This window comes from uncultured Alteromonas sp. (genome assembly GCF_963976965.1).
Taxonomy (GTDB): domain Bacteria; phylum Pseudomonadota; class Gammaproteobacteria; order Enterobacterales; family Alteromonadaceae; genus Alteromonas; species Alteromonas naphthalenivorans.
Genome location: NZ_CAXBMP010000007.1, coordinates 42,958 through 66,785 on the forward strand (window position 1 = coordinate 42,958; position 23,828 = coordinate 66,785).

Sequence of the window (23,828 nt, forward strand, 5' to 3'; positions counted from 1 at the left end):
GTTATTCATAAGCGTGGGAGGGGATTTCGATCACACCGTACGATGAGTTTCATCATGGTGCGCTAATTGACAAAAAGGCATTAATTGATTAACTAGGGAGCACGGTGGTTAGCATAGTTTGTAAAAATAGGGGCTTAAGCAGCAGGTTCACATAAGGCTATTTCACAACGGCATTGCGCCCATCAGCTTTACCTTTGTAGAGTTTTTTATCAGCAGCGTGTATGCATTGCTCTACACTATCGCTTTCACGAATGTCTGCAATTCCCGCGGTGATAGTCACATTCACATCATACCCTTCACAGTGAAAAGACGCTTTCTCTACCGATTTTCTTAATTTTTCGCCTACCCAATAGCATTCACGGACGTTAAGCTGGGGCAGTAGAATGAGAAACTCTTCGCCACCCCAACGACAAATAACGTCGGAATTTCTCAAATTCGTACGCAACAGTTCTGCCACCTTAACTAGTACAAGATCGCCTACATGGTGACCGTAAGTGTCGTTAATTTGTTTAAACCAATCGATATCCACGATAAGTAACGAAAAGGCTTGTGCATAACGCTCGTAACTGTCCCAAGCCTCGTGAGCTCGGCTGGTAAAGTAGCGCCTATTTTTCAGCCCGGTTAACGGGTCTTGGCTTGATATCAGCGTTAATTTTTCTACCACGTCTTCAAGATCTTTGGTTTTTTCTTCTACCATTTTTGCAAGCGCAACCGAGCGATTTTTAAGCGTTTGAATACGCCACCACACAAGTAGCGTTAAAAGCAGAAAAGCGGATGCAAAAATGGCACTTCGCCATACGGGTTTTTCCCACCATGGTGGAACAATACTGATTTGGAGCTTGGCCTCATTTGGGCTCCATACTTTTTCTTTGTTCATCGCTCGAATAGTAAGTGTGTAATTCCCGGGATCTAAATTGGTGTAGGTCACCCCGCGGCGGCGATGGTCCGTAAACCGCCACCTATTATCAAACCCTGATAATTTATAGGCATAACTCACCTCGTTTGCGCGAGTAAAATCGAGCGCGGCGAATTCGACAGAAAATGAGACATTGTCGGAATTGAGTACTAATTCATCCACATTGGTACTTGGGAAAAGGTTTTCAGCTCCTTTACTATGCTCATCAATAATTTCTATATGCGAGATATTGACCTTGGGCGACCAAGGCTGCTGTTTAATATCAGTGGGCTTGAAGCGAGTGAGTCCCTGTGGACTGCCCATAAATATAGTATCGTCACCGGTTTTTACGGCGGAGCCTATGTAGTAGCCAGATTCGATGACTCCATTTTGTGCCCCAAAATATGAAATCGACGATAGGGTAGAATCGATATGGGCGATGCCGACCGTTGTGGAGATCCAGAGCGCATTTTCTTGATCTTCAATAATTGCGCCAATTGAGAGGTTACTTAAGTAACTGTCTGCTTCTATCTGGGTAAACGACACGGTGGGCTCATCGTTATCCTCAACCACCATAAAATAGATACCGTTCGCCTGCGTGCCAACCCAATAGCCGCCACGAATAGACCGAGAAACCCACGTCACCACCGCGCCGTCAGGGAAATTCGTGCTATTTTCACCAATATTGCGAATTTCACCCGTAAATTTATTGGCAAAATATAAGCCCGATATGCTTGCCAGCCATGCACTTTCATTATCTTCAAATATGATACGAGTGGTGAGTGAGATTGGCCATTGTCGAATCACCCGGTTCTCGGAAGGGCGATACACAAAAACGCCATCGCTATAACCGCCATACCAAACGTCACCATCGGCATCCACGTTAAGGGTATAACCTGCCTTACCCTCCAATGCCACTAAATCCAATTTTTCAGTGGCGGTATTAAGTTTCGCTAGCCCCGCGCGAGTAGATAGCCAAACCGAGTCTGACGGTTTATCGTAATGCACGGTTAGTAGCTTGTTTGAAGATACCTGACCTTCAGACTTAATCTTCGAAGTATAGGGCCCGTTAACCTTGCCAGATTGATAATTGTAATGCCAAAGGTTGTCATGTGTAGCAAGCCATAAGGAACTATCTGTGTGGGTAGCAATGCCAGAAATATTATTACTAATAACAGCACTGGTTGAAAAGTTGGCCAGTACAGGGTGGTAAATAGAAAAACCATTATCGCGCGACCCCGCCACAACTGTGCCCGCGTCTGTTTGATATAGCGATGTAATGTAATTATTCGCGAGATTCGATCGAGAAACCGATAATGACACAATCTCTGATGCTTCTTTAGCGGGAATAATATCCACGCCGCTACTCGTAGCAACCCAAATATTACCATTACGCTGAAATAAAACATTCAGCACATCATTAGATGAAAGGCCGTTAATTTCATCAAAACAGGTAGACGCGGAAAAATCGTTGTTCGTGAATAAGGGGTACCGGCAAAGACCGTTAGCGCCGGTGCCAATCCACAAGCTTTCGTCAGCAGCGAGTGCCATCAACGTTAATTTTTTGCCCGCCAGTTGTTGAAGCTCTAAGGTATTAAACGCTGAATTAAGCTTGTATAACCCTGATGTAGAACTAAGCCAAACATGACTATTTCTATCAATAACGATGTCGGTGAGTGTACTGGTCACGTTCTCTAGAACAGCAATTTGAACCAGTTTATTTAAAAGCGTTGAAAAGCGATAAAGCGCACGGCCACTAATAACCCAAACGTTACCACTCTTATCGATTTTTATGCGTTTGATTGAGCCGGCTTTTATTTCGCTGGAAACCGAAATAGGGAAGTGTTCGAACGTTGCCGTTTCGATATGAAACTTGCTTACACCAGCAATAGAACCAATCCATAAGTATTCTTTGTCTAACGAAGATTCTATTTGAAAGGTAGTAACAGTGTTGAGCCCATCAGACTTATCTTTCTGCCATTTACCGAAATGCTTAAATTCGTTTCCATCAAACCTGTCGAGCCCCGACTGTGTCGCCAGCCAAATATAACCGTTTTTATCTTCCGCAATATCTAAAACCGATACCTGCGATAGGCCTTCTTCGATTGAAAAACTTTTAAACACGGGCATAGGAAAGTCTGCGGCACGAGATGTGGCCGCAAAGGAAAAAATAATAGGGAATAGCATAGTGGCGGTAACCAGAAATCTTACCACTACAAACTTCATAAATACGCTCGGGAAGAAGGAATCAAGCGTTACGATATACTAGGGTTAAGCTAGTAAAAATGGGACATAAGTATTAATTTTGCAAGTACAAGATATAAGTGCAGATAAAAAAGAACCCCGATTATCGAGGTTCTACTATTAAATCATTTAGTTGGCTAAAAATTACCAGCCACACTGACGGGTAGCATTTTGCTCATCTAACCAGGTTTTTAAGGGTGCAAAGTAGTCAGCAATGGTACTTGCATCCATTTCAGGTGAACCAGTAAGGGTTTCTAACGCATTTTGCCATGGCTGGCTCATGCCCATTTCAAGCATGGCGTTTAGTGCTGTACCCGCTTCTTCACTGTTGTAAATAGAGCAGCGATTAAGTGGACCTTCATCACCTGCAATATCACATAACGCTTTATGGAATTGAAATTGCAAAATATGTGCTAAGAAATAGCGCGTGTAGGGCACGTTAGCAGGAACATGATATTTAGCGCCTGGGTCAAACGCATCAGCAGGTCTGTCTATCGGTGCTTTTACGCCTTGGTATTTTTCTCTTAATTCCCACCAAAGTGTATTGTATTGCTCAGGTGAAACTTCACCAGCCATTACTTTCCAGCGCCATTGATCGACCATCAAACCAAATGGAATAAAGGCAATTTTATCTAGCGCTACCTGCATTAGCATGCCTATGTCGTTAGATGCATCTGGAATCTCGTCAATCAAACCAATTTCTTTAAGGTACTTAGGGGTAATCGACAAGGCAATGGTGTCGCCAATCGCTTCATGGAAGCCATCGTTAGCTGAACCGCGATACAGCAAAGGCTGGTCTTTGTAAGCGCGCTGATAATAGTTGTGACCCAGTTCATGATGAATAACGTTGAACTCTTCCCCCGTTTTTTGGATACACATCTTAATACGCAAATCGTCTTTATCGTCTAGGTCCCATGCTGAAGCGTGACACTGTACGTCCCGACCTTCAGGTTTTTGGAACATAGAACGTTCCCAAAACGTATCAGGCAGCGGCGCAAAGCCCAGTGAAGAAAAGAAAGATTCAGCCTGTTTCACCATCTTTATTTCATCATAGCCCTGCGCAACAAGTGATGAGGTAACGTCGGGTACTGACATTTCTTGTTCAGGTTTCACGATATCGTAAACATTGCCCCAGGTTTGCGCCCACATATTGCCCAACAAGTGCGCTGGAATAGGTTGGTCTTGCGGAACCAATTCTTCACCATAATGCTCACCTAACTTAGCACGAACGTGACAGTGTAACGATTCATAGAAAGGCGCAACTTGCCCCCACAATCTATCAAGCTCTTTCGGAAAATCGTCGGCTGGCATATCGTATTTACCGCGCCATAGTTCGCTAACGTTTTGAAAGCCTAATTCAGCAGCGCCTTCGTTGGCCAAATTGACCTGTTGTTCATAAAGCGGCTTCATAGGTACTGACACTTCACGCCAACCTTTCCAGTACTCTAGTAAGGTGTCGGCATCGCGAATAGTCGCCATTTCACTACTCATTTCTACCAAGCTTTTACAGGTGCCATCTTCCATGCAGTACTGGCCAGAACCATACATTGCACTAAGCTCAGAACCAATTTTAGCAAGTTGCTCTGCTTTCGCCGGATCTGACGGAGGTGGCATGGTAAGCCCGTTTTTGAGCAAATTGAGTTGACGACGGGTATCTTCATCTACTTCAACATCGTTAAATTTAGCCGCTTCTTTAGCTAATACCGCTACTTTGGTAGACAGCACTTCATTAAAATAGGCACTTACCGCGGCGGTATCAAAATTGATGTTAGTGGCGTAACTCCACTCGGCATGTGCGGCTGGCACCTGCATTTTACTAATGTCGTTTTGCGCATTAATAAGGAATTCTTGCGCATCTTGCGCGGTAGGGGCCGCAGGTGTGGTTTCAGTTTTGGTAGTAGCTTCACCGCAACCTATTAGCGTAATGCTAACGAGTGCTGCGACGATAGTGCGTTTAGTTGAAAACATAAGTTTGCTCTTGTCGTTGTTGTTTTTATGTATTGGGAAGTACATATATTTTAGCGTTATATTTTGGAGTGGCTTGTGGGTTTTGTAAAATAAAATTAATACTGGAAGCAATATATAGCTTAACGTGAGGCCGGTTAAGGCAATGTCTATCTCTCGAGAGGCAGCCTTATGAACAAACCGCTAATGAAAAAATTTCATCGGTACTAATTTCATCGGTACTAATTTCATCGGTACTAATTTCATCGGTACTATATGGTAAGTATCAAGCCTATATTGTATTCAATGAATACCTTACTTCATGTACGCAAAGTCGTATAAAAGAGAATGTTATGGATAAATACAAAAATAAATCAAGGCTTAAAGAGTCTACGGATGGCTTAGATTTCGTTAGAATGCAAACAGAAGTTGGTTTAATTGATTCAATGTTAAGGTCTAAGACGCTTACCGCAATTGTTGTTGTGAGTATTTTACTTTTCACTGGCTTCTTTTATTTTCTGTTTAAAATTGCTATCTCAGGGATTTAAATGAATTTTGATGTCAGCTTTAGATTGCTAAAGCTTAATAAATTGCAAGCTCACACATTAGAAAGAGAAGTTCCACGCTCATCTTTCAAGTATGTTGATAGTAAAAGTTGTTACGTTGGAGTGATCCCACTAACCGAAGATATCTTCGACCCTTTAATGATTTTTTTCGAGCGCCAACAAATTAATATTGCAGATTGTGATATTTTTCTATCGGTATTTAGTGGCAAAGATACTGACATTATTGATGTGCCTTCCTCGGTCAACAAGATGCTAAAGCATATCAACTGTAAATTAGTGTTTTCTTACACGGCAGCAGGTAATGATTGATTAACCCGTTCGGCGCCCAAGATTGGCCGCAACGATCCGTGTCACTGCGGTAGTGACCTTAAATTTAAGAAGTGCTGCGGTAAAAACTAACTCAGCATTTTTCGATTGTTAACAGAGCCGAGTGTGCGACTATGAGTAAATGGAAGTTTAAGTATAGCCCTCAACGCCCCACAACACCTATCAGCTACTGGGTTCATAAATGTGTGGGAGAGGACGGCACTTACCGAGCAACGAGGTCGGAGTTTGGGGCCAAATAACCATTGGCTTAGTCGTTTTCCTGCCCGTTTGAAATCGTGGAAAAAACGAGAGACTATTATTTTGGCAGTAAAAAAAGCGCAAAAAGAAATAGAATCTTCGGGAATAAGCTTCTAACGATGCCGTTATGTTCAGCATCATTAGTGCTATTGTAAGTGAATTAATGGCATGTCGTGGTTCATAAGGTTTAATGATGAGATGGATTTTGTTGGGGCTATGCGTCGTTGTACTACTTGGCTTTGTTATACCAGAACCGCGAACTATTCCCGTAGATAACGCCAGTCCCGCTGATTGGAACAAAGACACTTTTTGGTATGAACCCTGGGGCACTTCAGGGGTCCACAAAGGTATCGATATCTTTGCTCAAAAGGGCACGTCGGTGCTGTCATCCACGCATCAACTTATTATCTATCAAGGTCAAAAGCCAAAAGGTGGCAATATCATACTTGCCTTAGGGCCTAAGTGGCGGCTGCATTATTATGCACATCTTGATTCAATAGAAATTGACGGTATTACCCTTGTTTCCAAGGGGACCAAAATCGGTACGGTTGGTTCAACAGGCAATGCCCAAGGTAAAGCGCCTCATCTGCATTATAGTATTGTTTCGTTATTTCCTTATTTTTGGTTGGCTGATGAATCGACTCAAGGTGCTAAGAAGGCGTATTATTTAAATCCAATATCGTACCTAAGCGCAGCTGATTGATTGAAAATGGAGATATAAATGAGTAGTACAGGCCTCTCAGATACTGGCGCTGAATATAAAACAGCATACGAAGAAGAGCATGTGTATGCAGGTTTTGGGATTAGATTTGGCGCATCAATTATTGATACATTACTTTTATTAGCGATTACTTTCCCACTACTGCATCTAATTTATGGCAAGGGATATTGGACCGCTGGGGACTCTGTTGTAGGTATAGTTGATGTCTTAATTAGCTACGTTCTACCGTTAATTGCCACAATATTATTTTGGGTATATAAATCGGCCACCCCAGGCAAAATGGTGCTTAAAGTAAAAGTCGTTGATGCTAAAACGGGAAGTGCGCCCACAATACGCCAGTCTGTAATTCGCTATATAGGGTATTACGTTTCTCTATTACCCCTAGGCTTAGGCTTTCTATGGGTTTTATGGGATACCAAAAAGCAAGGATGGCATGACAAAATGGCTGGCACTGTTGTTATTCGACCTAAAAATAAAGGTGTTGAACCGGTCAGTTTCGATGAAACTTGAGCAAAAAATCCCGCCCGTAGCCGTCTTTTTACTGTCAGCCTTTTTTATGGTGGTGACGACTAAAGTCGCCCGGAATGTGAGTGTTGAATATCAATACAAGTTTGAGACGCTAATTCTATTTCTATTGTTGGGTGTTGGAATAGCGGTTATAGGTGTCGTTTCGTTCAAAAAACACAAAACCTCGGTACATCCTATCAAAACCGAACGTGTTGTTAGCTTGGTGACTTCAGGTGTGTATCAGTACAGTAGGAACCCCATGTATCTAGGTATGTTGTTGTGTTTGGTGGGTATTGGGCTTTACACGGCCAACCCAGTTAATGTTGTCTTTATTCTGCTTTTTGTGTGGTACATGAATAAGTACCAGATAATACCCGAAGAGGCATTTCTAACGGATAAATTTGGCGCCAGCTATACAGAATATAGGAAAACGGTTCGAAGATGGCTGTAAGCAAATTCGGCGTACTTATCACTCTTATCTTTTGCACCGCCTTAATAGCAGCGGCTTTTCTCAATTTATTACCTGTAGAAGTGGTATACCTTTACATTACTATCAGCACGATAACGTTTGCCATGTATGCGTTTGATAAGTCGGCCGCTCGCAAAGGAAAATGGCGTGTACCAGAAACTCGTCTTCATCTTTTAAGTTTACTTGGTGGTTGGCCTGGGGCGTATCTTGCCCAACGAAGATTAAGGCACAAGTCGGCTAAAGTTTCATTTAAGCGAGTTTATTGGGCTACGGTGACGCTAAATTCCTTTGCGTTTATTTGGCTTTTTAGCGAACAAGGTCAACATTTCATCAATGCTATTTTGAGGTAAATAACGTGCCCTTTTCTTGTGGGCATTGAGCGGGTAAGATTAAAAGTTAACCACGGACTAAAACTAAAAAAATAAAGGAATATGTTGTGTTCAGATCGGTCATTACGATTGCAGTATTTTTACTTATTTTGGTGCCTTCACACTCGTACTCAAAAGTACGTGGGGAAACTACGCACCTAAATATTCATTCTGAAATACTCGATGAAGAGCGTGAGTTGTTCATACACTTACCCAATAATTATCACCGGCCGAATAAGCTACATTATCCCGTACTTTATTTACTTGATGGTCAACGAAATTTCAGCCATGCAGTAGGTACTCTAGACTTGCTCAATCAATCGAATATGGCGCAAGAAATGATAGTAGTTGGTATCGCAAATACCCATCGCACAAGAGACTTCACCCCAACCTATGATGAGAATTATAACGAGTGGGGTATATCAGGTGGTGCCGATAACTTCCTAGATTTTATCGAGAAAGAGCTCGTGCCATACATTAACGAAAACTATCGCGCCAACAACTACAAAGTAATATCAGGGCATTCGTTAGGTGGGCTATTGTCGGTGTATGCCTTACAGTCTAGACCCCATTTGTTCCAAGCTCACTTTGCCTTCAGCCCAAGTTTATGGTGGCAAGAACAGATTATCTTTGACGACGCCGAAACCTTCTTTTCCGATACTTCTGAATTGAACATTTATTTGTATATCAATATGGGCAGCGAAGGCGGCAATATGCTGAGCGCTTACCAGCGCTACAACGAATTGCTAAACACACATAAGCGAAAAGGTTTTAGTTACAACACAGATTTAGATACCTCAGAAAGCCACAATACCACCGCGCTTGCTGGGCATTCGTTGGCTTACCAAAATCTTTACACGTCGCTGCAGCCATCAAAAGAAGTGTTAAGTGGCGGGATACCAGCAATTAAACAGTTTTATAAAGCACAGTCTGAAATGTACGGTTATGACATTAAGCCCAGTTATCGCGCCATTAACAGTGTGGGATACAAAGCATTATCTGAAAAAGAGTATTCATCGGCTATTGCGATATTTCAAAGCAATGTCGACAGCTACCCTTATAAAGCGGATGCCTACGACAGCTTAGCAGATGGGTTTGAAGCTAGTGGAGATTTACAAAAAGCACTAGAAATGAGAGCGCTCGCGATAAAGAAAAGCACGGCTGAAAATGTTGAAAACGGCGCTTATAAAACCCGTCATGCGAATCTACTCAAAAAAATTCAGGACAAAAAGCTTTAGTACTTTCTCTTTACGCGCGTTGAACATAATTTATAAAGGAAAACGTTGTGGTAGTAATCTATGGAATTGATAAGCACTTAAACCCAATTAAAAGCCAGTTGTCTGATGTGATCCACCGTTGTATGCAATCTGTTTTGGGTATGCCGGAAGACAAACGCGCTCATCGCTTTATTCCGCTTGCCAATGAAGACTTTTTCTATCCTGATGGCAGAACAGATAGCTATACCGTTATTGAAATTAACTTGATGAAAGGGCGCAAGCCCGACACCCAAAAAGCACTGATTAAAGGGCTTTTTGAAGCAATCGAGTCTCAATTGGGTATTAGCACGGTAGACGTTGAGATAACGATTAAAGAACAAGAAAAATACCAATGGGGTTTTCGTGGTATTACCGGCGATGAAGCGTCAGATTTAAAATACAACGTTGATGTGTAAACTAGGCCTGCGCTCATACTTACACAAAGCCACATTATGGCTATCTCGTGCCTTATATAGTAATAAATATAAATTTTAGGTAATTTGAAGTATTACGATTAACGCCTTAAACGATAAATACCATTCAATTTCGTAACCTTTCAATAGCAGTAAAAAAGGATTGTCGATGACAACAAGAATATTAAAAACCATGTCTGGGGCAATGTTACTCACAGCACTCTTTTCACTCGCAGCATGCAGTGCAATAGTCAGTAACAACACAGGTAAACAAGCTCAATCTAGCAGTTTAATGGATTTCCTTTACCCTGATGAAGAAAGCCGGGTTAAGCACCAGCCTGAAATTCCCACGCTACAATTACCGGTAAAGGTTGGGCTCGCATTTGTTCCTTCAAGCAATTGGCGCCGAGATGGCCTGCATGGTAAAGATCAAGTAGAGCTTCTAGAAAATGTTAAGCAGTCTTTCCTTCAATACGAGTATATCGATCGCATTGAAATCATTCCTAGTGAGTACTTAAGCGGGGGAGAAGGTTTTTCAACGTTAGAGCAAGTAGGAAGGTTATATGATGTTGATGTAATGGCGTTAGTGTCTTACGACCAAGTTACTCAGTCACTCGAAAATAACGCGGCGTTACTGTATTGGACCATTGTAGGAATGTACGTTATTCCAGGGAATGAAAACACGGTTCAGACCTTTGTGGATACTGCAGTTTTCGATATCAAAAGTAAAAAGATGCTGTTCAGAGCGCCAGGGGTAAGTAAGCTTGAGAAGCGTACCACCGCTGTAGGTATTGACGATACGTTGGCCGAAAAATCTTTAGAAGGGTTTGGTATAGCCGTTGACGATATGTCTACAAACTTAGATGCTGAACTTGCTCGATTTAAAACCAGAGTAAAAGAAGAAAAGATTGCGAAAGTAGAACATAGAGAAGGCTACAGTGGCGGCTCACTTCAGGTTTTTTGCTTACTGTTTATGGGCGTCATGTTATTTAGAAAAATGACTTTGCGGTAACACACTGCCAAGGAGTGCAGATTGAACGTCACCAAGCAACATATTAAAGACGCAGTAAGCGCCAATATTCTTTCATCAGAGCAGTCTGAACAGTTGATCGCGTTTTTGAATCAGCAAACGAGTACCACTGCCAAGTTCGATTTCACCCATGTGTTGTATTATCTTGGTGGCTTAATTGCCATTGGCGCAATGACACTGTTTATGAACCTTGGCTGGGTATCGTTTGGCGGAATCGGTATTGTTTTCATCAGCTTATTCTATGCAGCTGTGGGAATTAAGTTAGCTAACGTTTTTAAGATGAAAGGATTTTTTGTGCCGGCGGGCCTATGCGCTACCTTTGTTGTTGTGCTAACCCCGTTGGCAGTTTTTGGTGTTCAGCAGGCTTTAGGCGTTTGGCCTGACGATACCGTTTACCGCGACTATCACAGGTACATTCATTGGCACTGGTTGTATATGGAGCTAAGTACGTTGGCGGTGGGTGTTGTCATTGCTTGGAAGTATAAATATCCATTTTTAGTCATGCCTATTGCGGTTACGCTATGGTATTTAACCATGGATGTCTCGGTGATGTTGTCAGACGGGGAATACAGCTGGGAACTAAGAACAATAGTTTCTATGTACACAGGTCTTCTTATGATAGCGCTCGGGTTTTGGGTAGATGTACGTACAGCAAACAAAGCCGACTATGCATTTTGGATATACTTATTTGGCGTTATTGCGTTTTGGGGAGGGTTATCTTCTCAACATTCTGACAGCGAGCTTTCGAAATTCTTCTACTTTCTCATTAATTTCGTGATGATATTTATCGGCGTACTCTTAATTAGAAGAGTGTTTGTCGTATTCGGGGCTATTGGGTGTACAGGATACGTAGGCTATTTGGCAGCAGAAGTGTTCGCAGATAGCTGGTTTTTCCCTATTGCGTTAACGTTTTTGGGGTTGTTTGTGATTTACCTAGGTATAAAATGGCAAAAGAACGACGCGGCTATTACCGCGAAAACACGTAAAATCTTGCCCAAGGCAGTGCAAACACTGTTGGATTCTAAACATCTCTAGATTAGCCCGTGTTAAATGCACAAGCTGATACTCGATGAGGAACCTGTTCATAAATTAGCGTGTTTTTAAATTAGCGGTAAATAGGCCAGCCAAAGATTTGGCTGGCATCTATGCACTTTGTGGTTGGTTAATACTTTCTTCGTTTTAACCCTGTCTCCGCCAATATTTTCGCTGAAATTTCTTCTATTGAATATTTGGTACTGTTTAAGAACGGAATTTTTTCTTTTCGGTACAAGTTCTCAACTTCTCGTAGCTCCATTCTGCATTGCTGTAATGACGCATAGCGGCTATTTGCTTTTCGCTCAGAGCGAATTTGATGTAGTCGTTCTGGCTGAATAGTGAGCCCAAAAAGTTTGTCTTTGTAGCGGCGAAGCGCCGTAGGCAATTTAAGCATGTCGCCCATGTCATCTTCGGTAAAGGGGTAGTTTGCCGCCTTAATACCAAACTGCAGGGCTAAGTATAAGCTGGTGGGCGTTTTACCCGAGCGCGAGACGCCTACTAAAATAATGTCGGCTTCGTCGTAATCTTTCAGGTTAGAACCGTCATCGTTGGCTAAGGCATAGTTAACCGCCTCAATACGAATGTCATAGGTGGTTTCGTGAATGCTGTGAGTGCGATGTTTTTCTGGTTTTGAGGGCACACCAAGCACTTTTTCCAGCGGCGCCACGAATTGATCGAGGAAATTGTAGTTAATACCTACCGATTTTGAAATTATCTTGCGAACATCTACATTCACAATTGTATAAAAAACGAGCGGCCTTTCTCCTGTGTCTTGAAAACTTTCAGATATTTTGTCCAAAACCTTGTTGGCTTCTTCCTCAGTTTCAACAAAAGGAATGGTATTGTGATTGAATTCAACAGGGAACAAAGACAGCAGGGCGTGGCCAAACACCTCTGCTGTAATGGCGGTACCATCTGAAATATAAAAAGCTGTGCGCACAACAAATCCTTAACATTGTCGTAATTTTATTACAAAAGTAATAAAGAGTTTACTTTCCGATTTCCCCCATTCTAAGATGATTTCGTCGAAAAGCTATATGGTTATTAATGATGACTTGATGTAACGCAAGCCTGCTTTACTTGGTACTCGTTAATATTAATAAGCATTAAGCGCGTTTGGATATACGCAGTCGACACGTATTTTACCAATGTTGGGCATGTGGCCCGCCATTGCTTATACCCTACTCAAAAATAAGCTGGAGGCTTCGGCAGTGAAAGAATTCGTACTTTGGTATCAAGAACTGGGCATGCATGATGTAGGTCGCGTAGGCGGCAAAAATGCATCTTTAGGCGAGATGATTTCTAACCTAGCTAACGCCGGTGTACAAGTACCGGGAGGTTTCGCCACAACTGCAGAGGCTTTTAATGAATTTCTAGAGCAAAGTGGTCTAGAGGCAAAGATTCATAACGTATTAGATACACTCGACGTTGAAGATATTGGTGCGCTTAACGAAGCGGGCAAAGATATTCGTCAATGGATCATCGACACGCCGTTTCAACCTGAGCTAGAAGAAGCAATTAAAGAAGCGTTTGTTAAATTGCAGGGTGATGCAGGCGACGAAGCATCGTTTGCAGTTCGTTCATCAGCTACCGCAGAAGACATGCCAGATGCGTCGTTTGCCGGTCAGCAAGAAACTTTCCTAAACGTGAAAGGTTACGAGTCTGTATTGGTAGCCATTAAACACGTATTCGCCTCGCTATTTAACGACCGTGCTATTTCGTATCGTGTACACCAAGGTTACGACCATAAAGGCGTAGCATTGTCTGCTGGTATTCAGCGCATGGTTCGAAGCGATATTTCATCGTCGGGCGTGATGTTCACTATCGACACAGAGTCGGGCTTTGAGGACGTAGTATTTATTACGAGTTCATACGGCTTGGGTGAAATGGTTGTGCAGGGTGCGGTAAACCCAGATGAATTTTACGTACACAAACCAACCCTTGATAAAGGGCTTCCAGCCATTGTTCGCCGTAACCTAGGCAGCAAGCTAGTTAAAATGATTTACTCAGACGATGAGGCGCATGGAAAGCAAGTGTCTATCGTTGATATCGACAGCACTGAGAGTAAAGCGTTCTCACTGAACGACGAAGAAGTGATGGAGCTAGCAAAGCAGGCGCAAATCATTGAAAAGCACTACGATCGCCCTATGGATATCGAATGGGCCAAAGATGGCGTAGACGGCAAGTTATATATTGTTCAGGCACGCCCTGAAACGGTTCGCAGCCGTGAAGATTCTCAAAGTATTGAGCGTTTCCAACTTAAAGGTCAAAGTAATATCGTATGTGAAGGCCGTGCTATTGGTCATAAAATTGGTGCAGGCGTAGCGAAAGTACTTGGCTCTATTGAAGAGATGGACAAGATTCAAGCTGGCGATGTACTGGTTACCGACATGACAGACCCAGATTGGGAACCTATCATGAAAAAGGCGTCTGCCATTGTCACTAACCGAGGCGGTCGTACATGTCACGCAGCGATTATTGCTCGTGAGCTTGGTATTCCAGCGGTAGTAGGGTGTGGTAACGCCACTGACAGCATCGAGAACGGCGATAAAATTACCGTGTCTTGTGCAGAAGGTGATACAGGTTATATCTATGGTGCAGAGCTAGAGTTTGACGTAGTGACCTCACGTATCGACTCTATGCCTGACTTACCACTAAAAGTAATGATGAACGTGGGTAACCCAGACCGCGCCTTTGATTTTGCGCGTTTGCCTAATGCTGGTGTTGGCCTTGCTCGCTTAGAGTTTATTATTAACCGGATGATTGGTGTGCATCCTAAAGCGCTCCTTAATTTCGACAGCCAGCCTGCTGAGCTTAAAGAAGAAATTAGCGATATGATTGCCGGTTACGACTCGCCAACTGAGTTCTACATCGAAAAATTGGTTGAAGGTATTTCTACCATTGGTGCGGCGTTCTCACCAGAAAAAGTCATTGTTCGTATGTCTGACTTTAAGTCTAACGAATACTACAACTTAGTGGGCGGTTACCAGTACGAGCCAGATGAAGAAAACCCAATGCTTGGTTTCCGTGGTGCGAGCCGTTATATCTCGGAAGATTTCCGCGACTGTTTTGCTTTAGAGTGTGAAGCAATTAAACGGGTTCGTAATAACATGGGCTTAACCAACGTTGAGATCATGATCCCCTTCGTACGTACACTAGAAGAAGGCCGAAAGGTTATCGAACTGCTAGAAGAGCAGGGGCTTAAGAAAGGCGAAGATGGTTTACGCGTTATAATGATGTGTGAGCTACCTTCAAACGCATTACTTGCCGATCAGTTCTTAGATATTTTCGATGGCTTCTCGATTGGTTCGAACGATCTAACTCAGTTAACTCTTGGGCTAGACCGCGACAGTGGCGTTATTGCTCACTTGTTTGACGAACGAGACCCAGCAGTGAAAGCCTTGCTATCAATGGCTATTCAAGCGGCGAAGAAACGTGGTAAATACGTTGGTATTTGTGGCCAAGGCCCATCAGATCACGAAGACTTTGCAGCCTGGTTGGTAGAAGAAGGTATCGATTCAGTATCGCTTAACCCAGATACCGTCGTTGAAACTTGGTTATACCTTGCTGAAAAGCATGGCTAGCTAGAGATTTTAAATAGCGACGTTAACTAGCTTACAGGCAGTTTACACATACCGGGTAAACTGCCAAATAAGCCAATCTAGCAGAAGCGCTATTTATAAAAGCCTCAACATTAAAAAGCCGCATAGATTTTTCAATCTAAGCGGCTTTTTCTAAGCACTTTTATCACACTGTCAGCGTAACGCAGCCTTAAGCTTTTAACTGGTTTCCAATAGGTAACTGCCTAATGCGCTTGCCACACGCCGCAAAAATAGCGTTACATAAGGCTGGGGCATAAACCGGTGTGGCTGGTTCACCCACGCCTGCTGGTGGTGCATCACTGGGTATAATCTCAACGTCAATTTCTAACGGCGCATCACTCATACGCGGTACGCGGTAGTCATGAAAATTACTTTGTTGAGCACGGCCTTTATCAAAGGTAATACCCTCACTAATGGCGGCAGTAATACCAAAGACAGAGCCACCTTGTACCTGATTTTTCACGGTGTCGGTGTTTACCACAGTACCCGCATCAATGCTGGCCCACGATTTGATAATTTTGAGATCGCCTGCATCTGACACTTCTACTTCCACCACAGTAGCTACATAGGTTAAGAAGCTTCTATGGGCTGCAATACCAAGCCCTCGGCCTTTTGGTAGTGCTCGACCCCAGCCACTCATATCTGCCACTTTCTCGATGGCTTTGCGTAGGCGACCAATATCGAGTGGATAGGCATCTTTGTCGGCACCGTAGTTACCGTACTCTGCATTTTGTTCAGTTACATCGATAATACGATCGGGACCAATGGTTTCAAGTAGGTAGTCTTTTTGATCGCGACCCGCTTTGTGTGCCGCTTCACCAATGAAGGACTGAATAGCGAATGCATGAAAGATATTAGACACCGAACGCATCCACCCTATACGCGCTTTTGCAGGTGCTTCACCACTTTCAAGTTTAATATTAGGGGTATTGATTGGGTTATCAGTAAAGCCTAGGCCAAGTTCAAAGCTAAACGGCGCGGTAGCATCTTGTTGGAAGGTAGACGCAATAGGTGAAAAAGCCGTACGGTGCAAGTAAGCATTAATACCGCCATTTTCATCTAAAGAAGCTTCAATGTGCTGAGCTGACACTGCATGGTAAAAACCATGCTGAATGTCGTCTTCACGTGTCCACTGCACGCGAATAGGCTTACCTGTTTTCATTGAAAGGTAGGCCGCTTCAGCAGAAAAGTCGGGCTTAGACTTACGCCCAAAACCACCGCCTAGCATGGTGACGTGCACGTTAATTTTCTCTTTTGGCATACCAATCATGGCACCCACGGTTTCCATATCGGCTTGAGGGTTCTGCGTGGCAGCCCACACATCAACGCGGTCTTTATAATACATTGCCGTGGCGCAAGGTGGCTCCATTGGCGCTTGCGCTAAGTGCGGCACATAATAATCGGCAACCAGTTTGTCACTTGCACTGGCGAGCACATTGGCTGCATCACCTTCTGCGCGTACCGACTTTTGTGGTTTCGATACTGTTTCTAGCAAGCTTGCTTTAAAGGCCGCAGAATTATAATCACCATTTTTACCGTCATTCCAGCTTACTGTAAGAGCACGACGTCCTTTTATGGCAGCCCAGGTATTGTTAGCAATAATGGCGATGCCGCCTTTAGGTTGAAACTGTGGTGCGCCTTTCGCCGCCGGAATTTCCACAACATCTACAACGCCATCAATGGCTTTAACTGCTTTTGCATCAAAGCTTTTTACTTTTCCGCCAACAACAGGTGGGCGAACTACCACGGCAACTAAGGCTTTTGGCTCAAGTACGTCAGCCGCAAAAGTCGCTTTGCCAGTTACAATGTCTTTTAGGTCGATATGCGCCATGGCGGTATTAATGTAACGCCACTCGCTGCGCGCTTTTAATGTAATGCGATCTAATTCTGGCGGAGTAATTTTTAATGCATCATTTACCAGTTCTGCATAGGTAAGAGTTTTACCCGAGGTATGGGTGACCACATGTTGCACTGCACTGCATGAGTCGAAAGGCACATCCCAACGTGTGGCCGCGGCTTGCTGCATAAGGTGGCGCACGCTTGCGCCCATTTCACGAAGACGCTGCATGTTATAACGAATACTGCGTGAACCATCGGTATTTTGATCGCCGTATTTCGGATCACCTTTACCTTGGATAACCACGACTTTGTCCCACGAGGCTTCCATCTCATCGGCCACAATTTGCGCCAATGCGGTACGAATTTGTTGGCCCATTTCAGAGCGGTGACATGTAATCTCAACAACGCCATCAGGGCGAAGTGCTACAAACAAGTTAGCCATTTTGGCTGACTCAGAGGGTTTTGCTAGTACGCCTGCCATAGCGCGGGGCGCCGCTCCCATGAAGTAAGTGCCTAACACGAGTGCGCCAGCGGTAGCCGATGACTTTAAAAAGCTGCGACGAGTTAAATCAAAATACTTGCTCATGCTTCTTCTCCCGCAGACTCAGGCACATAATACTCCACACCGGCCATGGTTTTGGCCGCTGACTTTATGGCTTTGTGAATACGGGGATAAGTACCGCAGCGGCAGATATTGCCAGACATACCTTGCACAATTTCTTCATCGCTTGGGGTAGGGTTACTCGCTAATAAACTGGCCGCTTGCATCATTTGGCCGCACTGACAGTAACCGCATTGAGGTACCTTATGTTCAACCCATGCTTGTTGAACGGGATGTTCACCGTCTTTACTTAACCCTTCAATGGTCGTTATTTTGCTGCCTGAAACAGCAGAAACAGGCAGTACGCAAGAGCGCTGTGCTACGCCATTAATGTGTACTGTGCAAGCACCACATTGTGCCATGCCGCAGCCAAATTTAGGGCCAGTTAGATGTAATTCGTCACGTAAGTACCACAGTACGGGAGTGGTAGGATCGCCCGCAAATTCACGTGTTTCACCGTTAACGGTAAACGTAATCATGGTCTTGTCTCCATTGTCGTAAGTGTCGATGGTCAGTCGAATATCTCACGTTGCCTGTTTGAATAAATGAAAGGTTTTTTGATTTTATAAGGTGTTATATAACGCGTCGTTGGTTTTTATACGCGTTACGAATTTAGCGTATAAAATAACATGACGATGGAGGTTATACTGAAACTTCAGATTAATGGTTTACGATGTGCGATGACAGGGGGATAAACGTGTAAATTACGTAGTAATGAGTTAGCGAAATTTACGCATTAACAATACGCGGTCTATTTTTCTAGCGCTTGACGTCATCATGTTCTGGCTTATTTTTAGCCATCCTCGTGCACGAGGCCAATCGTAGCTTAGTAATACTAAACCACCTATCACCAACAGAATCGACCCTGGCAAAAGGGTTAACACAATCCCGCCGATAAATAGAATGCCACCAAGGGTTAACCGAACAATTTTCATGATAATTTTTCCACGCAATTAAATGCTAGTTACTGAATTTTAGCTATTAACGGCAAGCCATCGAATCTAATCGCTTAGCCCTAACGTTCGAATTAAAGCAATCGAACTCAGGTAATGAAAGATAACTAAACTCATTGTGGTTCAAAATCGAATAGTTGCCAACCACAAAAGTGTAAACAAGTGTATAGCGGAGTTTTTAAAGCTCAGTTAGTTTTTAAACGAGGCCTAGCATGGCCAAAGCCCCAAAACCGATGGCGGTAACAGGTAACGACACCAATGTGCTTAGGGCAATAATACTTGCAGCCAAGCGGTGATCGCCACCTAAGTTCCTTACCATCACATAACTGGCTGCGGCTGTCGGCGCGATAGACAGCAATAATACTATGCCTAGCTCCATGCCTCTGAAACCAAAAAAATAGGCAATACCTACCAGTAAGGCGGGGTAAACAATGCACTTACTAACTGTGGCTAATGCGATGTTGTACCAGTCGCTAGAAAATGAGCGGAACTGCAGCGATGCGCCGGTACAAATAAGTGCTAAGGGAAGGGTAAGCTGGGCAAAGTATTCCCCGGTTTTTAAGGCAACCTCGGGCAACGACCATTGAAAATAAGAAAACGGTAAAGCTGCAACAATCGAAATAATAAGCGGATTTCGAGCAATACCTTTAATTTGATTCATTGGCGCCGTAAAACCCACCTGATAGAAGTTAAGTACAAATACTGACATAACATTGTACAAAATAGTAATGCAGCCCATATAAACGGATGCGGCTGCTAAACCTTCTTGTCCGTAAGTATTCGCGCAATATGCTAAGCCAATAATGCCCATATTGGCCCTAAAACCGCCTTGCACTACTACCCCGCGTGCATTTTGTGGGTTCACGGTGCAATGCACCAATAGCATTAATACCGCGCACATTAATACCGAACCACTTATTCCAATAGTGATAAGGGTAAAATTAGCAGCATTAGAAAAATTCGACTGACTAATAGATAAAAAAAGCAGCGCTGGTAAGGCAACATTAAATACGAGTTTTGAACCCGACTCGATAAAGGCTTCGTTTAACCAACGGATGCGAAAAAATACCCAACCCATTAAAAGAAGGATTAAAACGGGCACTAAGGTACTGGTGATAAATGAAAGCATGGGAGTTAATCGATGAAAGCACTAAATTCAGGAGATGGGCAATACAGTACCAAACTTAAACGAGATTGCGGCATTAGTTTGAAAATATAATTTCAGTACTTTCATAGCGGGTTTTAGACATTCCAATGGCACTTGTAACTTTGCATAACTATCATTCAGTTCAGTACAAACAACAAATCCAATAGCTCAAAATGATGTCGACACTAATTCCCTAGGTCCCCAGCCCTTTGGCCCTTATTTGGAATTTCTATGAGAACGCTATATTTAAAATTTGTTGTAACGCATTTTGTTTTAAGCGCCATTATGTTTTGTGTTTGGTACTTGGTTGCAGGTATAGAGAATGCGAGGGAGATGACTTTCGTTATAAGTACATTAGCGAGCTGTATAGCAGCTAAAAATCTAATGGAAGACACCTTGAAAGAAAAGAGCTGACAACATAAGTGTTGGTTCGCGTAATGTATGCACAGCGCCTTTTGAGAAGTGTCAGGCACATGCTAAATTTCCATTTCAATCTGTTGAAGTGAGCGGCCAACGCCGCCAGCCATTAAACGAGTAATGCAGCCATCAACCAACTGTAAATCAACGGTTATCAGGCTGCCTGATGGGGGATTCATTAAATGGCCTTGTTCAATGAACAGAGTAGTTTTGTCTATACCCTCTCGATCATAGAGATAGCAAGCTAAAGGGCCAGCAGCCATACCAGTAGCAGATTCTTCGTCAATTCCATAGCGTGGGGCAAACATTCTAGCGCCAGCATGACGCCCGCGCACAGTGGTTTCACTAGAAAAAACATAGAAACCTATTAGGTCATATTGTTCGCTCATTTTTTTGATGAGATTTTGATTCGGTTGTACTCCAGCTACCGAAGCTGCATTGTGAAGGGGAACAAGTAAAAAGGCATTCCCCGTATTCACAATTGATATTGAATGAAGCGGTACGTCGCTTGAAAGATTAAGCGCAGCGCGCACTTCTTCGGTGTTTAACACATCCGTGTAGATTGGCCGTGATTGCTCCATAAATGCCATTGAACCATCAATGATTATTTCTCTGGTTCCATCTACCGTCTCTTTCGACATCCGACCATTTTGTACTAGGCCAAGCTCACTCATTCTGCTAAACGTCGCTATGGTGGCATGACCGCAATGCGCTATTTGCTGTACGGGGGTGAAAAACTCCAGCTTTATAGTGGCAACTTCTGAGTTTGAAACAAAGGCGGTTTCAGAAAGCCCCACTTTTTGCGCCACTATAAGCTTCTGCTGTGCCGTTAAGGGGTTCGCATCTAAAACTACACCGGCGGGGTTTCCACCAGAGTCACCGTCAATAAATGCATTTACTATTTCAACAGAGACTTTCATGATGAGCTCCTCTAGCAAACAATAGGACTGAATGTACTAACGTCAGACTACTAACCTCTAACACTTGAGGTTGGGCAGTTATTCCTTAAGCGCTATGAATATATCTTTATTAAGAGCCCTAATCCAATCCTTCTTGTGCCATCATGTTTTTCACCGCGTTACGGCTTAGCATGGTTTGATAGTGCGCATTTAAATGCGGCCAGTCTTGAGCTTTACTGGCATACCGACGGCTCCATTAGGCAACCATGAACAAGTGGAAGTCGGCAGCAGTAAGTTGCTCACCTACTAGCCATGGTCCATTATTGGTGAGCACTTTTTCAAGTACGCCCCAGCAATGGGTGAGCATATCATTCGCGTTATCTTTTACTTGCTGCAAATTGCTGTCGCCGCTAACGTATTGTTCAGGGTGCGCCCAGCGGTTGGCGGCCTCTTGCAGCGTAGAAGACATCCAAAATAAGTATTGATAGTACAAGCCGCGTGCAGGAGAGTGTATATCAGGCGCTAGTCCAGATTCTGGGTACTGATCTATCACATACAGTAATATTGCGGCAGATTCATAAATAACTCGCCCTTCATGCACCAACGTAGGCACTTTACCGTTTGGGTTAATGGCTAAATATTCAGGCGATTTTTGCATGTTTTTAGCTAAGTCTATTTCTATTAACTCATAAGAAACGCCAAGCTCTTCAAAAATGGCGTGGGTAGCCATATTCGCGCCGCCTTTATCCCAATATAATGTATAAATAGTTGTGCCTTTTTTTTGCTGCTATAGCTAAAAATTGAAAACCTATTAGGTGTTTTTTTAAAGCTTATCATTTTCGCGAAATTTTCGACATGATGGCAGCGGCTAGAATGGGTATTTCCGACTTCTTAAGCCTGCAATATTAATTCTACCGTTTGGCATGCCGTAAATAACGAACTCACCTTGTAGTAACTGCATTTGTTTTGCTGATAACGGTAATAATGAAAACATGCCTCTTTAAATAGCAAAATGACGTAGACGATGACACCGAACTTACACTAACCCTATTACTACCAGTCGGCGCTATATTTTTTATTCGCTTCAAAAGCTTCTACTTCTAACGGCGCATTATCGTAACCGTACGCTGCTAAATCAGAATAATGCTGCGTTATTATTTTATCTAAGCTGGCATTTTCTATCTGCCGCACATGCACTAATTCATGGGCTAGCGTTCCTTTCTAATTTTCGATGTATCTAAATATTCAGACATTTTAATACTCAAGGCCTTTCAAACTGTTTTACTTGCCTAAGTACCAAACAGCTAAGATTAATATTGCAAGATAAATGGCAAAGATACCATAGCTAGCCGACGTTGAAGCCGGTGAAATATTTTGAATTGTAGGCTTATCGTCATCTTCAAGTTCATCAAAATTTACTGTTTCAAAATTTAACGGGGAGCCAGAATGAATCTTTACTGCTATTGCGCCTGCACCAATAGCTAACTCTTTAAAAGCTCGCTTTTCAATCATAGTGAGACCACCTTCGGTTTTTTCCATAGGATGGATAATGACCTTAGGTCTGGGCCGTAATATTTGGTTAGTACTTAAGTGCTTAAAAGCGTGTTGTAGTAGCTTTTCGCCTACATAGAAATCAGAAAAAAGTACTCTGGGGTGTGAGAAAGGGTTTACGGCAATTTCATCCTGTTGAAGATTTTTACTAGCTTCTTTACCAATTCCCGATATTAGTTTCTGACCTTTGTCGGTCGTCTTTATGACTACAACGGGGTAATCATCAAAGGACGTGCGCTTTGCGGTATCAGTGACTTTTAATCGATGCTCCCAAATTTGCATGTACATGATCGGTGCAAATCTAGAACGTAAATTTGACAGCATCTTAATTTCCTTAGCATGGGTGGGGCAGGGTAGATTTCAATTTTTATAATAGTTTTATTCTATATCTCTACAAGTGTTTGTGTCACTGACGTTGGGAACGACAAAATATAGTTGATAACCACTAAATAGAGACTCTCTCAGCATTTGGAAATAACAGGCAAGCTCGGTCAAACACAAGAGCAGTATGTCTTTGTGATAGGGTGATATCGATGGCATTTGAACTATGATTAAATACCGTAATAATGTTGTCGGCATGTTGAATACGCGCTGCGTTTTGTTTATTAATTCGCTTACCCTGAGACGGCCACAGTCTTGCCAAGGGAGTATGAAGAATTAACACTTCATCGCCAACGTCTTGCAATACATGCTCCGGATTATTTAGGCGTGGTGAGCGGAACATAAAAAAAGTAAACAGAAATATAAGCAACGCTACTAAATAGAGATATTCCATGGGGGCACATTTTCCTTTGGTGAATAAATCCA

At 43.1% G+C, this 23,828-nt stretch carries 24 protein-coding genes; 11 read left to right on the forward strand and 13 right to left on the reverse strand.

All coding sequences use genetic code 11. From position 1 onward, the window contains the following. Positions 1-157 precede the first annotated feature (157 nt). Together AAC006_RS07710 and AAC006_RS07715 are read right to left on the reverse strand one after the other, a co-directional pair. The gene (locus AAC006_RS07710; RefSeq protein WP_126872191.1) at positions 158-3,121 is read right to left on the reverse strand and encodes a ligand-binding sensor domain-containing diguanylate cyclase; all 2,964 of its coding nucleotides are present in this window, start codon (positions 3,119-3,121) and stop codon (positions 158-160) included. A gap of 162 nt (positions 3,122-3,283) precedes the next feature. After that, positions 3,284-5,107 (reverse strand): M2 family metallopeptidase, encoded by a 1,824-nt coding sequence (locus AAC006_RS07715; protein WP_013784447.1) that lies wholly within the window; start codon positions 5,105-5,107, stop codon positions 3,284-3,286. 329 nt (positions 5,108-5,436) lie between these two features. On the opposite strand from AAC006_RS07715, the gene AAC006_RS07720 reads away from it, so the two are divergent. From AAC006_RS07720 to AAC006_RS07765, 10 genes are all read left to right on the forward strand, one after another. Then, positions 5,437-5,631: a hypothetical protein gene (locus tag AAC006_RS07720; protein ID WP_013784446.1), complete on the forward strand. Its 195-nt coding sequence runs from the start codon at positions 5,437-5,439 to the stop codon at positions 5,629-5,631. Further along, positions 5,632-5,958 (forward strand): hypothetical protein, encoded by a 327-nt coding sequence (locus AAC006_RS07725; RefSeq protein ID WP_013784445.1) that lies wholly within the window; start codon positions 5,632-5,634, stop codon positions 5,956-5,958. Positions 5,959-6,406: 448 nt separating this feature from the next. After that, the gene (locus tag AAC006_RS07730; RefSeq protein WP_013784444.1) at positions 6,407-6,916 is read left to right on the forward strand and encodes a M23 family metallopeptidase; all 510 of its coding nucleotides are present in this window, start codon (positions 6,407-6,409) and stop codon (positions 6,914-6,916) included. Positions 6,917-6,934: 18 nt separating this feature from the next. Continuing rightward, positions 6,935-7,444 carry an RDD family protein gene (locus AAC006_RS07735; protein ID WP_013784443.1) on the forward strand — a complete coding sequence of 170 codons (510 nt, stop codon included), beginning with the start codon at positions 6,935-6,937 and terminating at the stop codon, positions 7,442-7,444. Next, complete coding sequence (locus tag AAC006_RS07740; protein ID WP_013784442.1) at positions 7,434-7,892, forward strand: isoprenylcysteine carboxylmethyltransferase family protein; 459 nt, start codon at positions 7,434-7,436, stop codon at positions 7,890-7,892. The genes AAC006_RS07735 and AAC006_RS07740 overlap by 11 nt, the downstream gene beginning before the upstream one ends. Beyond that, positions 7,883-8,260 (forward strand): DUF1294 domain-containing protein, encoded by a 378-nt coding sequence (locus tag AAC006_RS07745; protein WP_013784441.1) that lies wholly within the window; start codon positions 7,883-7,885, stop codon positions 8,258-8,260. The genes AAC006_RS07740 and AAC006_RS07745 overlap by 10 nt, the downstream gene beginning before the upstream one ends. 86 nt (positions 8,261-8,346) lie before the next feature. Then, positions 8,347-9,516, forward strand: a complete 1,170-nt coding sequence (locus AAC006_RS07750) for an alpha/beta hydrolase-fold protein (protein WP_013784440.1) — start codon at positions 8,347-8,349, stop codon at positions 9,514-9,516. A 47-nt stretch (positions 9,517-9,563) separates the two neighbouring features. Next, positions 9,564-9,950, forward strand: a complete 387-nt coding sequence (locus AAC006_RS07755) for a tautomerase family protein (protein ID WP_013784439.1) — start codon at positions 9,564-9,566, stop codon at positions 9,948-9,950. A 166-nt stretch (positions 9,951-10,116) separates the two neighbouring features. Continuing rightward, positions 10,117-10,959 carry a rhombotarget lipoprotein gene (gene rhlP / locus AAC006_RS07760; RefSeq protein ID WP_013784437.1) on the forward strand — a complete coding sequence of 281 codons (843 nt, stop codon included), beginning with the start codon at positions 10,117-10,119 and terminating at the stop codon, positions 10,957-10,959. 21 nt (positions 10,960-10,980) lie between these two features. Further along, on the forward strand, positions 10,981-12,012 hold the full coding sequence (locus tag AAC006_RS07765) for a DUF2157 domain-containing protein (protein WP_126872194.1): 1,032 nt from the start codon (positions 10,981-10,983) through the stop codon (positions 12,010-12,012). Between the two features lie 127 nt (positions 12,013-12,139). Here AAC006_RS07765 and AAC006_RS07770 read toward each other — a convergent pair whose 3' ends face one another. Beyond that, on the reverse strand, positions 12,140-12,952 hold the full coding sequence (locus AAC006_RS07770; RefSeq protein ID WP_063458448.1) for a pyruvate, water dikinase regulatory protein: 813 nt from the start codon (positions 12,950-12,952) through the stop codon (positions 12,140-12,142). Positions 12,953-13,223: 271 nt separating this feature from the next. Between AAC006_RS07770 and ppsA the strand changes: the two genes are divergently transcribed. Further along, a complete protein-coding gene (ppsA, locus tag AAC006_RS07775) occupies positions 13,224-15,596 on the forward strand; it encodes a phosphoenolpyruvate synthase (protein ID WP_126872254.1) in 2,373 nt (790 codons plus the stop codon). Positions 15,597-15,783: 187 nt separating this feature from the next. On the opposite strand, the gene AAC006_RS07780 is transcribed toward ppsA, so the two are convergent. The 10 genes from AAC006_RS07780 to AAC006_RS07825 all read right to left on the reverse strand — a co-directional run bounded on the left by AAC006_RS07780 (position 15,784) and on the right by AAC006_RS07825 (position 23,796). Beyond that, positions 15,784-18,039: a molybdopterin cofactor-binding domain-containing protein gene (locus AAC006_RS07780; protein WP_126872195.1), complete on the reverse strand. Its 2,256-nt coding sequence runs from the start codon at positions 18,037-18,039 to the stop codon at positions 15,784-15,786. Then, the gene (locus tag AAC006_RS07785; protein WP_126872196.1) at positions 18,036-18,533 is read right to left on the reverse strand and encodes a (2Fe-2S)-binding protein; all 498 of its coding nucleotides are present in this window, start codon (positions 18,531-18,533) and stop codon (positions 18,036-18,038) included. The genes AAC006_RS07780 and AAC006_RS07785 overlap by 4 nt, the downstream gene beginning before the upstream one ends. 240 nt (positions 18,534-18,773) lie before the next feature. After that, a complete protein-coding gene (locus tag AAC006_RS07790; RefSeq protein WP_126872197.1) occupies positions 18,774-18,989 on the reverse strand; it encodes a tellurium resistance protein TerC in 216 nt (71 codons plus the stop codon). Between the two features lie 214 nt (positions 18,990-19,203). Next, on the reverse strand, positions 19,204-20,136 hold the full coding sequence (locus tag AAC006_RS07795; protein ID WP_126872198.1) for an AEC family transporter: 933 nt from the start codon (positions 20,134-20,136) through the stop codon (positions 19,204-19,206). Between the two features lie 494 nt (positions 20,137-20,630). Continuing rightward, the gene (locus AAC006_RS07800) at positions 20,631-21,491 is read right to left on the reverse strand and encodes a PhzF family phenazine biosynthesis protein (protein WP_339891070.1); all 861 of its coding nucleotides are present in this window, start codon (positions 21,489-21,491) and stop codon (positions 20,631-20,633) included. Positions 21,492-21,726: 235 nt separating this feature from the next. Next, positions 21,727-22,236: a glutathione S-transferase family protein gene (locus tag AAC006_RS07805; protein ID WP_260563438.1), complete on the reverse strand. Its 510-nt coding sequence runs from the start codon at positions 22,234-22,236 to the stop codon at positions 21,727-21,729. 102 nt (positions 22,237-22,338) lie between these two features. Further along, positions 22,339-22,464, reverse strand: coding sequence for a hypothetical protein (locus AAC006_RS07810; protein WP_257720344.1), 126 nt, complete (start codon positions 22,462-22,464; stop codon positions 22,339-22,341). Between the two features lie 59 nt (positions 22,465-22,523). Beyond that, positions 22,524-22,661 (reverse strand): hypothetical protein, encoded by a 138-nt coding sequence (locus tag AAC006_RS07815; protein ID WP_158306767.1) that lies wholly within the window; start codon positions 22,659-22,661, stop codon positions 22,524-22,526. 90 nt (positions 22,662-22,751) lie between these two features. Further along, positions 22,752-23,345 (reverse strand): rod shape-determining protein, encoded by a 594-nt coding sequence (locus AAC006_RS07820; RefSeq protein ID WP_013784416.1) that lies wholly within the window; start codon positions 23,343-23,345, stop codon positions 22,752-22,754. Between the two features lie 121 nt (positions 23,346-23,466). After that, entirely contained in the window at positions 23,467-23,796 is a 330-nt protein-coding gene (locus AAC006_RS07825; protein ID WP_126872201.1) for a hypothetical protein, read from the reverse strand. Between the last annotated feature and the right edge of the window lie 32 nt (positions 23,797-23,828).

What these genes read in the sequence shown, in the direction of transcription:
- rhlP (WP_013784437.1), top strand. Translation starts at nt 10,117, where the DNA reads ATGACAACAAGAATATTAAAAACCATGTCTGGGGCAATGTTACTCACA.
- AAC006_RS07800 (WP_339891070.1), bottom strand. Translation starts at nt 21,491, where the DNA reads ATGAAAGTCTCTGTTGAAATAGTAAATGCATTTATTGACGGTGACTCT.
- AAC006_RS07720 (WP_013784446.1), top strand. Translation starts at nt 5,437, where the DNA reads ATGGATAAATACAAAAATAAATCAAGGCTTAAAGAGTCTACGGATGGC.
- AAC006_RS07820 (WP_013784416.1), bottom strand. Translation starts at nt 23,345, where the DNA reads ATGCTGTCAAATTTACGTTCTAGATTTGCACCGATCATGTACATGCAA.
- AAC006_RS07710 (WP_126872191.1), bottom strand. Translation starts at nt 3,121, where the DNA reads ATGAAGTTTGTAGTGGTAAGATTTCTGGTTACCGCCACTATGCTATTC.
- AAC006_RS07780 (WP_126872195.1), bottom strand. Translation starts at nt 18,039, where the DNA reads ATGAGCAAGTATTTTGATTTAACTCGTCGCAGCTTTTTAAAGTCATCG.
- AAC006_RS07790 (WP_126872197.1), bottom strand. Translation starts at nt 18,989, where the DNA reads ATGAAAATTGTTCGGTTAACCCTTGGTGGCATTCTATTTATCGGCGGG.
- AAC006_RS07785 (WP_126872196.1), bottom strand. Translation starts at nt 18,533, where the DNA reads ATGATTACGTTTACCGTTAACGGTGAAACACGTGAATTTGCGGGCGAT.
- AAC006_RS07810 (WP_257720344.1), bottom strand. Translation starts at nt 22,464, where the DNA reads ATGTTTTCATTATTACCGTTATCAGCAAAACAAATGCAGTTACTACAA.
- AAC006_RS07745 (WP_013784441.1), top strand. Translation starts at nt 7,883, where the DNA reads ATGGCTGTAAGCAAATTCGGCGTACTTATCACTCTTATCTTTTGCACC.
- AAC006_RS07730 (WP_013784444.1), top strand. Translation starts at nt 6,407, where the DNA reads ATGAGATGGATTTTGTTGGGGCTATGCGTCGTTGTACTACTTGGCTTT.
- AAC006_RS07795 (WP_126872198.1), bottom strand. Translation starts at nt 20,136, where the DNA reads ATGCTTTCATTTATCACCAGTACCTTAGTGCCCGTTTTAATCCTTCTT.
- AAC006_RS07735 (WP_013784443.1), top strand. Translation starts at nt 6,935, where the DNA reads ATGAGTAGTACAGGCCTCTCAGATACTGGCGCTGAATATAAAACAGCA.
- AAC006_RS07725 (WP_013784445.1), top strand. Translation starts at nt 5,632, where the DNA reads ATGAATTTTGATGTCAGCTTTAGATTGCTAAAGCTTAATAAATTGCAA.
- AAC006_RS07715 (WP_013784447.1), bottom strand. Translation starts at nt 5,107, where the DNA reads ATGTTTTCAACTAAACGCACTATCGTCGCAGCACTCGTTAGCATTACG.
- AAC006_RS07740 (WP_013784442.1), top strand. Translation starts at nt 7,434, where the DNA reads ATGAAACTTGAGCAAAAAATCCCGCCCGTAGCCGTCTTTTTACTGTCA.
- AAC006_RS07825 (WP_126872201.1), bottom strand. Translation starts at nt 23,796, where the DNA reads ATGGAATATCTCTATTTAGTAGCGTTGCTTATATTTCTGTTTACTTTT.